11 protein-coding genes and 1 pseudogene are annotated in these 12,793 nt (G+C 45.7%); 6 read left to right on the top strand and 6 right to left on the bottom strand.

Annotated elements, in window-relative coordinates; translation table 11 throughout:
- Positions 1–147 precede the first annotated feature (147 nt).
- Positions 148–1,404: a type 2 secretion system lipase gene (locus tag R7040_RS10520; protein WP_017819748.1), complete on the top strand. Its 1,257-nt coding sequence runs from the start codon at positions 148–150 to the stop codon at positions 1,402–1,404.
- A gap of 155 nt (positions 1,405–1,559) precedes the next feature.
- On the opposite strand, the gene R7040_RS10515 is transcribed toward R7040_RS10520, so the two are convergent.
- Positions 1,560–2,159, bottom strand: coding sequence for a TetR/AcrR family transcriptional regulator (locus R7040_RS10515; protein ID WP_172563704.1), 600 nt, complete (start codon positions 2,157–2,159; stop codon positions 1,560–1,562).
- Between the two features lie 111 nt (positions 2,160–2,270).
- On the opposite strand from R7040_RS10515, the gene R7040_RS10510 reads away from it, so the two are divergent.
- Positions 2,271–2,813: a carboxymuconolactone decarboxylase family protein gene (locus R7040_RS10510; RefSeq protein ID WP_005374097.1), complete on the top strand. Its 543-nt coding sequence runs from the start codon at positions 2,271–2,273 to the stop codon at positions 2,811–2,813.
- Between the two features lie 96 nt (positions 2,814–2,909).
- Here R7040_RS10510 and R7040_RS10505 read toward each other — a convergent pair whose 3' ends face one another.
- From R7040_RS10505 to R7040_RS10495, 3 genes are read right to left on the bottom strand one after another with little or no spacing between them, the layout of a single operon-like run.
- The gene (locus R7040_RS10505; protein WP_172563703.1) at positions 2,910–4,286 is read right to left on the bottom strand and encodes an efflux transporter outer membrane subunit; all 1,377 of its coding nucleotides are present in this window, start codon (positions 4,284–4,286) and stop codon (positions 2,910–2,912) included.
- A gap of 14 nt (positions 4,287–4,300) precedes the next feature.
- Positions 4,301–6,265 (bottom strand): MacB family efflux pump subunit, encoded by a 1,965-nt coding sequence (locus tag R7040_RS10500; protein WP_172563702.1) that lies wholly within the window; start codon positions 6,263–6,265, stop codon positions 4,301–4,303.
- Between the two features lies 1 nt (position 6,266).
- Positions 6,267–7,442: an efflux RND transporter periplasmic adaptor subunit gene (locus R7040_RS10495; protein WP_172563701.1), complete on the bottom strand. Its 1,176-nt coding sequence runs from the start codon at positions 7,440–7,442 to the stop codon at positions 6,267–6,269.
- A gap of 771 nt (positions 7,443–8,213) precedes the next feature.
- Between R7040_RS10495 and R7040_RS10490 the strand changes: the two genes are divergently transcribed.
- From R7040_RS10490 to R7040_RS10475, 4 genes and pseudogenes are all read left to right on the top strand, one after another.
- Positions 8,214–9,557: an OmpP1/FadL family transporter gene (locus tag R7040_RS10490; protein WP_168936791.1), complete on the top strand. Its 1,344-nt coding sequence runs from the start codon at positions 8,214–8,216 to the stop codon at positions 9,555–9,557.
- A gap of 78 nt (positions 9,558–9,635) precedes the next feature.
- A complete protein-coding gene (locus R7040_RS10485) occupies positions 9,636–10,355 on the top strand; it encodes a carbonic anhydrase (protein WP_017819741.1) in 720 nt (239 codons plus the stop codon).
- A gap of 78 nt (positions 10,356–10,433) precedes the next feature.
- Positions 10,434–10,912, top strand: a pseudogene (locus R7040_RS10480) (YtfJ family protein).
- Positions 10,913–10,932: 20 nt separating this feature from the next.
- On the top strand, positions 10,933–11,367 hold the full coding sequence (locus R7040_RS10475) for a hypothetical protein (RefSeq protein WP_005480927.1): 435 nt from the start codon (positions 10,933–10,935) through the stop codon (positions 11,365–11,367).
- A 79-nt stretch (positions 11,368–11,446) separates the two neighbouring features.
- On the opposite strand, the gene R7040_RS10470 is transcribed toward R7040_RS10475, so the two are convergent.
- Entirely contained in the window at positions 11,447–11,986 is a 540-nt protein-coding gene (locus tag R7040_RS10470) for an NUDIX domain-containing protein (RefSeq protein WP_172563700.1), read from the bottom strand.
- A gap of 51 nt (positions 11,987–12,037) precedes the next feature.
- Positions 12,038–12,712, bottom strand: coding sequence for a pyrimidine 5'-nucleotidase (gene yjjG, locus R7040_RS10465; RefSeq protein WP_005374109.1), 675 nt, complete (start codon positions 12,710–12,712; stop codon positions 12,038–12,040).
- Between the last annotated feature and the right edge of the window lie 81 nt (positions 12,713–12,793).

The raw sequence follows: 12,793 nt of genomic DNA, 5'->3' as shown, positions 1-12,793 counted from the left end.
AAAACTGAAATATTGAATATTTAGTTGTTGACTGTCTTGAGCATTTACTCAGAATTAGAAGGTTTAGTGAGAAAAATTCTCATCTAAATACTGTTATAGCCGAGCGTATTCACGCATTCGGAACAATAACCATTACAAGAAGAGTGAATGATGAAAAAAACAATCACACTATTAACTGCATTACTTCCGCTTGCCTCCGCCATTGCAGAGGAGCCAACTTTATCACCAGCAATGGTTTCTGCGGCTGAAGTGGTTAGCGCGCAAGAAAATCAAACTTATACGTACGTTCGATGCTGGTATCGTACGAGCCACTCTAAGGACGATGCGGCTACCGATTGGAAATGGGCAAAAAACCAAGATGGTAGTGACTTCACTATCGATGGTTATTGGTGGAGCTCTGTTTCATTTAAAAACATGTTCTACACCAATACCTCACAAAACGTAATTCGCCAGCGTTGTGAAGAAACACTAGATCTAGCGAACGAGAACGCAGACATTACATTTTTTGCTGCCGACAATCGTTATTCTTATAACCACACGATCTGGAGCAATGATGCTGCAATGCAACCAGATCAAATCAACAAGGTAGTGGCTTTGGGCGATAGCTTGTCTGATACAGGCAACATCTTTAACGCGTCCCAATGGCGCTTCCCTAACCCGAATAGCTGGTTCTTGGGTCACTTCTCAAACGGTTTTGTTTGGACGGAATACGTTGCTAAAGCCAAAAACTTACCGCTATACAACTGGGCAGTTGGTGGCGCAGCAGGTGAAAACCAATACATCGCGCTAACTGGTGTCGGCGAACAAGTTTCTTCTTACTTAACCTACACAAAGCTGGCGAAGAACTACAACCCTGCTAACACATTGTTTACGTTAGAGTTTGGTTTAAATGATTTCATGAACTACAACCGTAGCGTGCCGGAAGTAAAAGCGGATTACGCTGAAGCTCTGATTCGTTTAACAGACGCTGGCGCGAAGAACTTCATGTTGATGACACTGCCAGATGCAACCAAAGCACCACAGTTCAAATACTCAACACAGGAAGAAATTGAAACGATTCGTGCGAAAGTATTGAAGATGAACGAGTTCATCAAAGCACAAGCGATGTACTACAAAGCCCAAGGCTACAACATCGCATTGTTTGATACACACGCACTGTTTGAGAAGTTAACCTCGGCACCAGAAGAACACGGTTTCGTAAATGCAAGCGACCCTTGCTTAGACATCAACCGTTCATCCTCTGTTGACTACATGTACACTCACTCATTACGTTCTGAATGTGCAGCATCTGGCGCAGATAAGTTCGTGTTCTGGGATGTGACTCACCCAACCACAGCAACGCATCGTTATGTGGCTGAAAAGATGTTAGAAAGCAGCAATAACTTAGAAGAGTTTCGCTTTTAATAAGCCGTTGTTGTTCATTGCAAATTAATCTGCATAAAAATGACCACGATGCTTCGTGGTCATTTTTTATCGATATCGAACCCCGATAACGGTTTTATTTGAGCTCGCTTAGTTCAAGCCGTTGATTTAGAGACGTTGACTTTGAGCAGCCTCATTCAGCTTTCTGTTTTTGGTACGTTACCGCGGAAGCTGTCCACCATAATAGAGATCAACGTCTTTAAGGTCACATAATCACTGCGGTATGAGTAGGCTCGTATACCCGTAAACTGAACCTGGAACAACTGAGCAAGAAGCAATGTATCCTGAGCTTCAATTTCGCCATTCTCGATTGCTCGCTCAAACAGCTTTGCAAGAAAAGATTCAAATTGGCTTGCTAAGCTGTTTGTTTGATTGCGCAGCGCATTAAAATCCTCAGCAAATTCACTTGCTGATTTGACTAACATGCACACTTCACTGGGATTGGAGTCTCGCTGATTGATAACCACATCAATCGCGAAAGCTTCTATTGCATCTAGAACCTTTGTGTTCTGAGCTAAATGCAACTCAAACAGGGCTTGTAAGTTCGCAACGTACATTTTTAGCGCTTCACAATATAGCCCCTCTTTTGACCCAAACGTCGCATAAATACTTCCAGGACGCAGATTAACGCTATCTTGTAAATCACGTGTAGATGTTGCATGAAAACCTTTCTTCCAGAATAGATCCGAGGCGGCTTTCACCACTTCATCACGTTGGAATTTCTTTGTATTCGCCATGAGCAATTATCAATTTTGAACATATGCTCAATTTTATATTGAGCGACCGCTCAAAATCAACTATCCTGTTCTTGCCTAATCCGCTCATATCCAATTACAGGAGATTTAAACATGGCAGAATTTAAACTGTATACCGCAGAAAACGCACCCGAAGGATCAAAGCACCTGATTGAAAATTCAGTCAAAGCGTTTGGCATGCTACCAAATCTTCATGCTGTTATGGCTGAAGCGCCAACCTTGCTTGAGGGTTATCAAGTTGTGCATGAGCTCTTTCAACAAACATCATTTAACGCAGAAGAATTGACCGTCGTATGGCAAACCATCAACGTTGAACATGGTTGTCACTACTGCGTTCCTGCTCATAGTGCGATCGCGGCGTCAATGAAAGTGGATCAGGAGATTGTCGATGCTCTCGTCAACCAAACACCATTGGCAGACGAAAAACTTGAAACACTACGAGAGACAACGCTTCAAATGGTGCGCCAACGTGGTGTAGTTGAAGAGTCTCAGATAGAGAAATTCTTTGCGGCGGGTTACGGACAGCAGCAACTGCTTGAAATTGTTCTTGGTCTAGCGCAAAAAGTGATGAGTAACTACACCAATCACCTAGCAGACACCCCGGTTGATGCACCTTTCAAGAAGTTCGCCAAGTAACTTAAGCTTTTATTACTGGTCCCATTCATGGGACCAGTAATACCTTCAAAAAAAGCTTTGTTGCATGGCGCTTCGCTAGTGTGTGCTGACCCCTAATTACAACGGCGCAACGTCGGTTCCCCCTAAAGACTGGTAAAGCGTAACCTGAGTGAGAAACTGGTTGTAGCGGTTTTCCAACAAAGAAGCTTGCGCGTTTCTGGTGTCTTCTTGTGCATTCAAATAGTCCATGATCGACGTCGAGCCATACTGATACCGCGCAGCATAAATGGACTCAGCGGCACTTGCGGCATCATATTGCTCTTGTAAACGCGCCGCCTGATACTTCAATTTTTCGCGTGCTGACAAGGCATTTTCGACATCTTGGAATGCGGCGTACAACACTTGGCGATAGCTCACAATGGCCGATTGATAGTCTAAATCGGCAATGGCTTGGCTGTTTTTCATCTCATTCCACTGCAAAAACGGTAGCGTCATATCCGCACCTAAACTGCCGATCGGGTTGGAAAGCAGGTCTTTGAGCGCTTGTGACGATCCCCCCAAAGCCCCAGTGAGCGTCAGCTTAGGCAAGTAGTCCAAATCTGCTGCGTCTTTATTTGCTAGCGCGGCTTTGACGTCATAAATCGCGGCTTTAATGTCGGGTCTGCGGATCAATAAATCAGACGGAGCACCAACACTCAACGATGGCATATCGCCTTCAGGCAGCATTTGGATGTTTGCACTGATGCTCTTCGGCGGTTGATTGAACAAAATCGCAAAGGCGTTGTTTGCCTCAAGTAAACTCTGTTCAAACTCACTTTGCTGCGCTTGTAAGCTTGCCAACGTACGTTTGGCTTCAAGCACATCTAACTGATCCACAGCGCCAAGTTGGTACTGTTTTTCAATCAATTGTAGCGTTTGAGCTGCGTCTACCACATTACGCTGGCTGAGGTTTAAGCGCTGTTGCAGATAGCCGATTTGCCAATATAGCGATGCCGTCGTTGCTACCAAACTTTGTGCGGTCGCCTCGCGATCTTGTTGACTTGCCATCGCCGACCACTTGGCTTGGTCAACGTCTGCCGAGATTTTTCCCCATAAATCCAACTCGTAATTGACGGATAAGTTAGTGCTGTAACTATCTGCCGATTCCCCGCTATCAAGAGATTTTTGAACTTGTCCTGATGTGGAAGAACTCAACGTAGGGAAAAGGTCATCTTGCGCTAAACCCAGCTGTAAACGCGCTTTCTTTAGCGTTAGCGTTGCCAGCGTCAAATCGTTATTTTGAGCCAACACCTGAGTAATGTATTGATTAAGAGTTGGGTCGTTAAACGCCAACCACCAAGGATCCATACTGACATCACCCGCAACATGCATCTGTTGCCAATTTGCAGGCACTTGCACCTCAGGAGCTTGATAGTCGCTACGCATAAGCGACCCACAACCTGACAACCACACTGCGCTTAAGGCAGCCGCGACCAATCGAGTCTTGAATTTCATTGTGTTACTCATTTTTAGTCTCTCGCTAGCGCTTCTATCGGATCGAGTTTGGCGGCATTGCGAGCGGGTAAAAAGCCGAAAGCGATGCCAATCAACGTTGAGCAAATAAACGCCCAGATGATCGAGTTCATTGAGTAAATCATTTGGAAGCCGCTACCAGATGTACTGAATGCAAAACCAATCAAAAACGCCAAGCCAATACCAGCAATGCCACCACACAAACACACTAGTACCGCTTCAATCAAAAACTGACGCAAAATATCCGCTTGCCGCGCACCCACAGCCATTCGCACACCGATCTCTTTCGTGCGCTCTGTCACCGACACCAACATGATGTTCATTACGCCAATTCCCCCGACAATTAGGGAGATCACCGCAATCGCTGAGATCAGTAACGTCATGGTGGCGGTGGTTTTCTCGATGCTCTGACGAATGGTGTCAGTGTTAATCGTGAAGAAATCTTCTGTACCGTGGCGCATTTTTAACAAGTTGATGATGCTCTGCTCTACCGCCGCACTTGGGGCGTTCTCATCAATCCGTACAGTAATGCCGTTGAGGTAGCGTTGTCCCATCATGCGTCCCGACATGGTGGTGTATGGCACCCAAATTTTCAGCGCGTCGCTGTTGCCAAACGCGTCTTCTTTTTTCTGCGTGACACCCACAATACGCACTGGCAATGAACCTAGAAAAATCACTTCACCAATCGGATTTCTATCCGCAAACATTTCCTTTCTAGTGTTGTCATCAATCACTGCTTCTTGTGCGAGTGAGTTCACGCTCTCTTCATCCCAAAACTGACCTTTGGCGATCTCATAACCGCGCACACGGAAATAATCTTCCCCAACCCCTTCCACAGACGCGGTTGCATCCTGATTGGCGTAACGCACGGTTAAGCTGTTGGATAAAGACGGCGTGACACTGTCGACAAAAGGTAGACTCTCCAACGATTTAGCATCGTCGGCGGTTAGCGTTTTCACTCGTCCGGAGCGGCGGTCACCAAACCCTTTGCCCGGCCTGACATCAATGGTGTTTGTTCCCATGGATGAAATATTCGACAAAATTTGCTGTTGTGAACCATTACCTAGGGCCACCACGGAAACCACCGAGGCTATACCAATAATGATGCCGAGCATGGTCAAAAACGTGCGCATTCTGTGGCTAGACATCGCCAGCAGCGCCATTTTTAGCGCGTCAATAAAACTGTCCCACTTCCACCACTTACTGGCGGCTTGCGCTGGGCGATGAAAAGATGCGCTCGGTGTCTTTGCTGCTTGCTCATTGATTACAACTTGTGCATTTGACGTATCTGCAATGATTTCACCATCTTTGATTTCAATGATGCGATCCGCAAAGTTCGCCACATTCATATCATGAGTCACTAAGATGACCGTATGCCCAAGTTGATGCAACTCTTTAAGCAGTGCCATCATCTCTTGCCCACTGTGACTGTCTAATGCGCCAGTGGGCTCATCAGCGAGAATCACCTCACCGCCGTTCATCAGTGCACGAGCAACACTCACGCGCTGTTGCTGGCCACCACTCAGTTGGCTGGGCTTGTGAGTCAAACGATCTTCCAACCCTAAGCGAGCCAATAACGACTGCGCTCGCTCCGTTCTTTGACGATGAGGAACTCCCGCGTAAACCGCCGGTACTTCCACGTTTGCCACCGCGGTTAAATCCCCCAGCAGATGGTAACGCTGGAATATAAAGCCAAAATACTCACGGCGCAGTTCCGCCAGTTGGTCGGATTCCAACGTCGAGACATCTTGCCCATTAATGAAGTATCGACCGCTGGACGGTTTATCCAAGCAGCCGAGCACATTCATCAGCGTCGATTTACCTGAGCCCGATGCACCCACGATCGCGACCATTTCACCGCGTTTTATCTCTAAATTAATGTGGTTCAACACGGTAAGCGACTCGTCGCCAGAGACAAAACGTCGAGTTAAATCCTCAACTTTTAAAAGCACGTCACTCATCTTAGAACCTCATTAGAGATCGACGACGATCACCTCGGCTTGATGATTCTCCGTCCATAGCATTGCCAAGAACAACTTGGTCGCCCTCCTTCAAACCTGAGAGAATTTCTGCGTTCACTTTGTTGTTAATACCCACTGTCACGGGCTTTTCCACCACTTGGCCCTGTTCAAGCACTGGAACGGTATAATTGCCTTTGCCGCCAGATTTTTGCAGCACTTGTGAAGGGACAATCAAGGTATTTTCCGATTGCTCAAGGACAATCGAAACTTGCGCAGTCATGCCGATACGCAAAATACCTTGCGGGTTCTTCACATCAAATACAGCGTTGTAGTAAATGGCGTCGCTATCTGAAATGCTCAAATCGCTGTCATCGCCATCCATGATGGTTGGCCCCGGCTCAATGGCGCGCAATGTGCCTTTAAACTGCTGATTCGGTTTGCCTAAAATGGTGAACAGCGCCGTTTGGCCTGGGTGAACAAAAATCACATCGGCTTCCGAAATTTCGGCTTTCACCGTCATCGTATCTAACTTGGCTAACTCGATAATAGTTGGCGTGGTTTGATTGGCGTTTACGGTTTGTCCTTCTTCCACCGCGGTGTAAACCACCGTGCCATCCATCGGTGCGTTGATGGTGGTGTAACCGAGATCTAACTGCGCATTGTCGACGTTGATTTTGGCTTTCTCGATTTCGGCATCCAGTTGCGCTAACTCGGCTTTGTAGATGGCGAGCGTCGCTTCGGCATTCTCGTAATCAGCTCGTGAGCTCGCTTTCGCTGCCAACATGCCTTTTTGGCGCACGTATTCATAGTTTGCTTGTTTAATCTGCGCTTGCTTAGCCTGGTACTGAGCGTTGAGACTATTAAGAGACGCTTGGGCTTCTTTGAGGCTGTTTTGCTGAGTCAGGCTGTCAATCTGTGCAATCAAGTCCCCCTGTTTGATCTCATCCCCTAAGTTCACAGCGAGGCGTTGAATTTGCCCAGATACTTGCGCACCTACATTCACCAATTTGGACGCTTGCAACATGCCGTTGGCTAATACCGCCTTTTCGATATTGCCTTTGCGAACGACTTCTGTCGCGTAAGGAGAAATGGGTTCTGGACGTTGCAGATAATGATAACCACCAGCACCAATAGCGAGTAGGCCACACAAAACGAGCCATTTTTTATTGAGTTTCATAGCAGGAGTGAAGTAAATAATCGTTTTGATTTTATACTGCTATTTGTCTTAGCCGTACAGGGTACGAGACGTAAAGATAGGTAAATTAACGTCAAGATACTGAAGGAATAACTTCACTAACGTGAAAAATCCGAGATATTATAGTCACTTCAAAACTTTATCATTCAATAAATATAACAAAGATCATTTTTAATATAGAAATTCAAGTTATAAGTATTATAAACAAAACTTTTAAATACCAACAAACCAGTAAAATCCAAAATTATTCAACATGCCACCCATTTAAATTTCATTATGGTCATTTTGATGATTGAATTTAAAGAGGAGTTAAGTGGCAAGTTAAATAAAAAATACCCACATAACACAGGTAAGACCGAGAGGAGTGTGTCATGTGGGTTTAAAACGATAGTTCTCTTGCTGATTCGAACTACCAACGTTGGGATGCAATGGAAATACAAATGACTCAGAGTTTCCATCACGAACACTTTATCGCTGGATTTGCCTCTGTTTGTTAGGGAACAGTCAGCACAATAAAAATAGAGAAGTAATACCGCAAAAATAGAAATAGAGGCTCTGAGTTTAATTTACACGTAAAATAATCACCACATTCACGACATGAACCATTAATAAATTCATCAATAAATATTTATTAAGTTAAATTTATTTATTGTCAACATACTGTTAGTTTCACTCCTAAATATACTGGTCAGATTTGTTTATTTTACTGCTTTTCGTTGCAATACAACCTCTAATTAATTCATGAGAAAAAACATGCAGCGACAATTAACTCTTTCACCGATTTATTTATTAATCGGGTTAGCCTCATCGACGGCGTATGCCGGTGGTTTTCAAATTAACGAACATTCGGCGACGGGTCTTGGTCGTGCTTTTGCTGGTGATGCCGTCATTGGTGATAATGCGTCTGTAGTCAGCCGTAACGCCGCAGCGATGACGCTGTTTAAACAAAATGCCTTATCGTTCGGTGTCACTTACGTCAAACCTGACGTTACCGTTAAAAATGCGCAATATCATCGAGCTAACATTAATGCGGATGTCAATGTTGGTATGGGCGGTTTTCCTCCGTCCCCTCAAGTTGAAATTACCCCGTCCTTCTCTCAAACCGTGACCGACATTGATGACGTCGATGGCGTTGGTCAACCAGCCGTTGTACCCAATTTTTACTTTATTCACCCTATCAACGACGACTGGTATCTTGGCTTATCGGCATACTCCAACTTCGGAACCGACATGGAGTTTAAACCAAACTATGGCGCACCTGTTTTTGGCGGTGTCACCAGCGTAGCGAGTGTCAACCTTGGCGCAAGCTTGGCATACAAGGTGAACGACCGTTTTAGTATCGGTGGTGGTATTGATGTGATTTACGGCTCTGGTGAACTGTACCGCGATATGGACGTGGGTGTTTGCGTTGGTGGGAACATACTGGGAAACGAACTAGAACAACGTTGCGGAGCCTTAAAAGGCAACGCACTTGATGTGGAAGCTGGCGGCATTGGGCTTGGCGCGAACATTGGCATGATGTACGAGTTTAACGAACGTCATCGCTTGGGTTTGAGCTACAAGCACAGCCCTAATATCGATGCCAAGGGTGACATCCACTTTGCTGGCGAATCGTACGACTCACTTGCTATGCCGCTACCGGATATTGCGGAGTTTTCCGGTTATCACCGCGTCTTACCTAAATTTGCCCTGCACTATTCTGTGCAGTGGATTGGTTGGTCAGCATTTGACAGCTTGAAAGCTGATGATCAGTTGCTAAAAGATTTTCAGTGGCAAGACTCCGCGCACTACTCCATCGGTGCGACTTGGTACGCCAATGAACGTTGGACACTTCGCACGGGTTACATGTTCGACAAAACACCTGTCGATGAGCTGACTTCGCTTTCTATCCCAGATTCGAACCGTCACTGGTTATCTGCGGGTGCCTCTTACCAATGGTCATCAGATACCACGGTTGACATCGGCATGACGTACTTGATTGGTGAAGATGTCAACGTAGAAGAGTACGCGTATGAAGGTGTTCCTGCACCGATGGTAACGGGCGTGACCCATTCAAATGCGTTCCTAATTGGTGCCCAACTCAGCCACCGTTTCTAATTTGTCAGGCAGTGATCAAACCTCTAGGTCATTGCCTTGTAACAACGCTTATCAAAGCGACCGAACAGAGACATTATTATGAACAAAACACTACTTGCTTTTTCACTCTCACTTCTCACTCTAGGCGCGGCTCAGGCTTCAGAATGGGGCTATGGCAATGACAAACACGGGCCAGAGCACTGGGGAGAAATCGCCAAAGACTGCGCAACCACGAAAAACCAAAGCCCAATCAACATCGACAACCCAGCCGATGCAAAACTGGAAGCACTGAACCTTTCGTACACTGGTCAGGTCATTGGTTTAACCAACAATGGTCATACGCTGCAAGCGCAAGTGAACGGACGTAACAGCTTCACCATCGATGGCGAGACGTTCGAGCTGCAACAGTTCCATTTCCACACACCTTCAGAAAACCAAATCAAAGGCCGCCAATATCCACTTGAAGCGCACTTTGTGCACGCCAACGCAGATGGCGAGTTGGCGGTAATTTCGGTGATGTTTGATGCTGGCGATCAAAACGCAGCACTGTCTAAACTGATCAACGCAATCCCACAAGAGAATCAAACCACTTTCTTTAAAGATACGTTTGAGATTAACGACTTACTGCCAAAAACTGCAAACTACTATCGATTTAACGGCTCTTTAACCACACCACCATGTTCAGAAGGTGTGCGCTGGTTTGTGCTTAAAGACACTCAAACCTTATCCAAAGATCAAGCCGCGAAACTGATGGAAGTCATGGGACAAAACAATCGTCCGCTGCAACCGTTAAATGCGCGCGTTGTACTTTCTAACTAATCGCCAAATCCGATAAGGGGCATCGTATTTGCCCCTTATTTTGATTCGCTCTAACCTCACTTCGTTACAGGAACCCCAATGAAAACTCCATCTGTTCTGTCACTCTTACTCGCACTCGCCCCGACATTCGCCTTCTCTCATAACCTTTTTGTCGGTCAAACCACCCCTTCCGTCAGCATTGATACCTATGGCGAAATGACGCTGCAAGGAGACGATGTGGCTTATCAACCTTGGGCAACTCAGCTGATGTTAGGCAAAGTCCGTGTGATACAAGCCATTGCAGGTCGTAGTAAAGCCAAAGAGATGAACGCGCCGCTGATGTCAGCAATCACTGCCGCTCACTTTCCTGAAGATCAGTATCAGACCACAACCGTGATCAACCAAGAAGACGCCATTTGGGGAACCGGTACATTTGTTAAATCGTCGGCAGAGGACAGCAAGAAAGTTCTGCGATTATCGTACAAAATAAACAAGGCGAAATTTTATTCGTGAAAGAAGGGGCTTTAACTCAAGACGAAGTCACACACGTCATCGAACTGATTAAACAGAATATCTAAACCTAAGGTAAGGAAAAGCTATGAAACTGTTCAACACCATCGCACTCTGTCTTTTAGCGGCTGTAGCCTCTTTCCAATCGGTTGCAGGAGACAACGATTGGGATAAGATTGCAGATAAGACCGTCAGTTTTAAATCGGAAACCGACACAGTCAATCCACTGTCACCATTTGCTAACGCTCGTTTCAGCCACATAAAAATCAAATGTACGCAAGGTACGGTCGATCTGAAAAGCGTTAAAGTAATCATGAAAGATGGTCAGGAAAAGACGTTCGACAGTTTAGGGGTTCTGACTAAAGGCATGTCATCAAGAAGCTTAAGCCTACCAACAAAAGATAACGCGAAATTAGACAAGATCGAGTTGAACTATGAATCGGTTGGCAGCACAGCGCTGCAAGTCGCGGGGGTGACCAAAAAAGCGCAAGTGGAAATCTTAGGTAAGAAAATCGACGAGTAAGCGATGGCTCAACGAGCTCACCCAAACTAAAAACAGCGGCACTAGGCCGCTGTTTTCATTAAAAAATCGTAATGAATAACTAAATGAATTTCTTCAGCTTCGCCAAACCATAAGCAGCGATGGTGACACAATCTTTGATCGTACCGTCGATCATCATCTGTTCGAACTCCTCAACCGAAAAAGCACGAGCGATCAAATCCTCTTCTTCACTGTCGAGTTGATTGCCCACGTCCGTTAAATCAGTGGCGAAATAGACGTGACATGTCTGATTCAAAAAGCCGTATGCGATAAACTGCGCGCCGACATACGCCATGGCGCTCGCCTGCATGCCCGTTTCTTCACGCAGCTCGCCTTTGGCAAGCTCAAGATGATCCGCATTTGGGTTTGATTCCCACGCCCCTTGTGGGATCTCCCAACAACGTTGACCTACGGTGTAACGGTACTGCTGAACCAAGTGAATCATCCCGTTATCGATAGCCAGAATCGCAGCACAATCAGGTTTGTCGACCACACCATAGATGCCCTCTGCGCCGCTCGGACGTAAAATTTTGTCCTCACGCACCGTCATCCACTTATTCTGGTAAACGACTTTGCTGTCTAGCTGTTTGATGTCTGACATGGTTATTCCTTGATTTTTCTGAGGGTTACTGTGGAATAATACCCGATTCGGTTACGCCACCAAAATGTTCTTTAGTTCACTCAAAGACTCAACGGTGTAATTTGGTGCGATACGCTCATCAACGCTTGCGCCTGTGGTATTTAACCAGCAAGTTTCAATACCAAAATTATTACCACCCAGAATATCGGAATGCAGGTTGTCACCCACCATCAGTACGCGCGTTTTGCAGGGATTGCCCATTTGCTGCATCGCGTATTCAAAAATACCTAAGTCCGGTTTTGCTACGCCCACTTGTTCAGAGATCACCACTTTATCGAAGTACTCAGTCATCCCTGTGCGCTCAAGGCGGATCGCTTGCAACTCTGTAAAACCGTTGGTGATAATGCCCATTTTAGCTTTGCCTTGCAGCGCTTCCATCAGCTCTTTTGCACCTGGCAACAAGCTGCAAATATCGGCCATTGCTTCTAAAAATGCGCTGTTGAGATCTGCTGTTGTGGTATTCAACTTCTCAGCCCACTCGGTAAAACGCTTATGTTTTAGCTCATCTGCCGTTACTTTGCCGTCTTGGTAATCCACCCAAAGCGGTTTGTTTACGGTTTGGTAATGAGCAAAATCTTGTTCAGTAAAATCTACGCCTTTGCGAGAAAACATAAGCTGCAAACCTTTGAAAGCATCAAAGTGGAATAAGGTTTCGTCAGCGTCAAACAGGATCCAATCGTACTTCATTTTCTTCTTCCCAAAATCAAGGTCGTAATACTGGTGCATAGTCTAGATTGTTTTCTTCTTGAAGATAATCTCTATAATTGG

This window comes from Vibrio sp. 1069 (assembly GCF_033340555.1).
The sequence above is the reverse complement of the archived record's forward strand: the minus strand, read 5'-3'. Positions and strand labels throughout refer to the sequence as shown.

Bases quoted from the DNA above. Each gene is read 5' to 3' on its own strand.
- R7040_RS10520 (WP_017819748.1), top strand. From the start codon at position 148: ATGATGAAAAAAACAATCACACTATTAACTGCATTACTTCCGCTTGCC.
- R7040_RS10515 (WP_172563704.1), bottom strand. From the start codon at position 2,159: ATGGCGAATACAAAGAAATTCCAACGTGATGAAGTGGTGAAAGCCGCC.
- R7040_RS10510 (WP_005374097.1), top strand. From the start codon at position 2,271: ATGGCAGAATTTAAACTGTATACCGCAGAAAACGCACCCGAAGGATCA.
- R7040_RS10505 (WP_172563703.1), bottom strand. From the start codon at position 4,286: ATGAAATTCAAGACTCGATTGGTCGCGGCTGCCTTAAGCGCAGTGTGG.
- R7040_RS10500 (WP_172563702.1), bottom strand. From the start codon at position 6,265: ATGAGTGACGTGCTTTTAAAAGTTGAGGATTTAACTCGACGTTTTGTC.
- R7040_RS10495 (WP_172563701.1), bottom strand. From the start codon at position 7,442: ATGAAACTCAATAAAAAATGGCTCGTTTTGTGTGGCCTACTCGCTATT.
- R7040_RS10490 (WP_168936791.1), top strand. From the start codon at position 8,214: ATGCAGCGACAATTAACTCTTTCACCGATTTATTTATTAATCGGGTTA.
- R7040_RS10485 (WP_017819741.1), top strand. From the start codon at position 9,636: ATGAACAAAACACTACTTGCTTTTTCACTCTCACTTCTCACTCTAGGC.
- R7040_RS10475 (WP_005480927.1), top strand. From the start codon at position 10,933: ATGAAACTGTTCAACACCATCGCACTCTGTCTTTTAGCGGCTGTAGCC.
- R7040_RS10470 (WP_172563700.1), bottom strand. From the start codon at position 11,986: ATGTCAGACATCAAACAGCTAGACAGCAAAGTCGTTTACCAGAATAAG.
- yjjG (WP_005374109.1), bottom strand. From the start codon at position 12,712: ATGAAGTACGATTGGATCCTGTTTGACGCTGACGAAACCTTATTCCAC.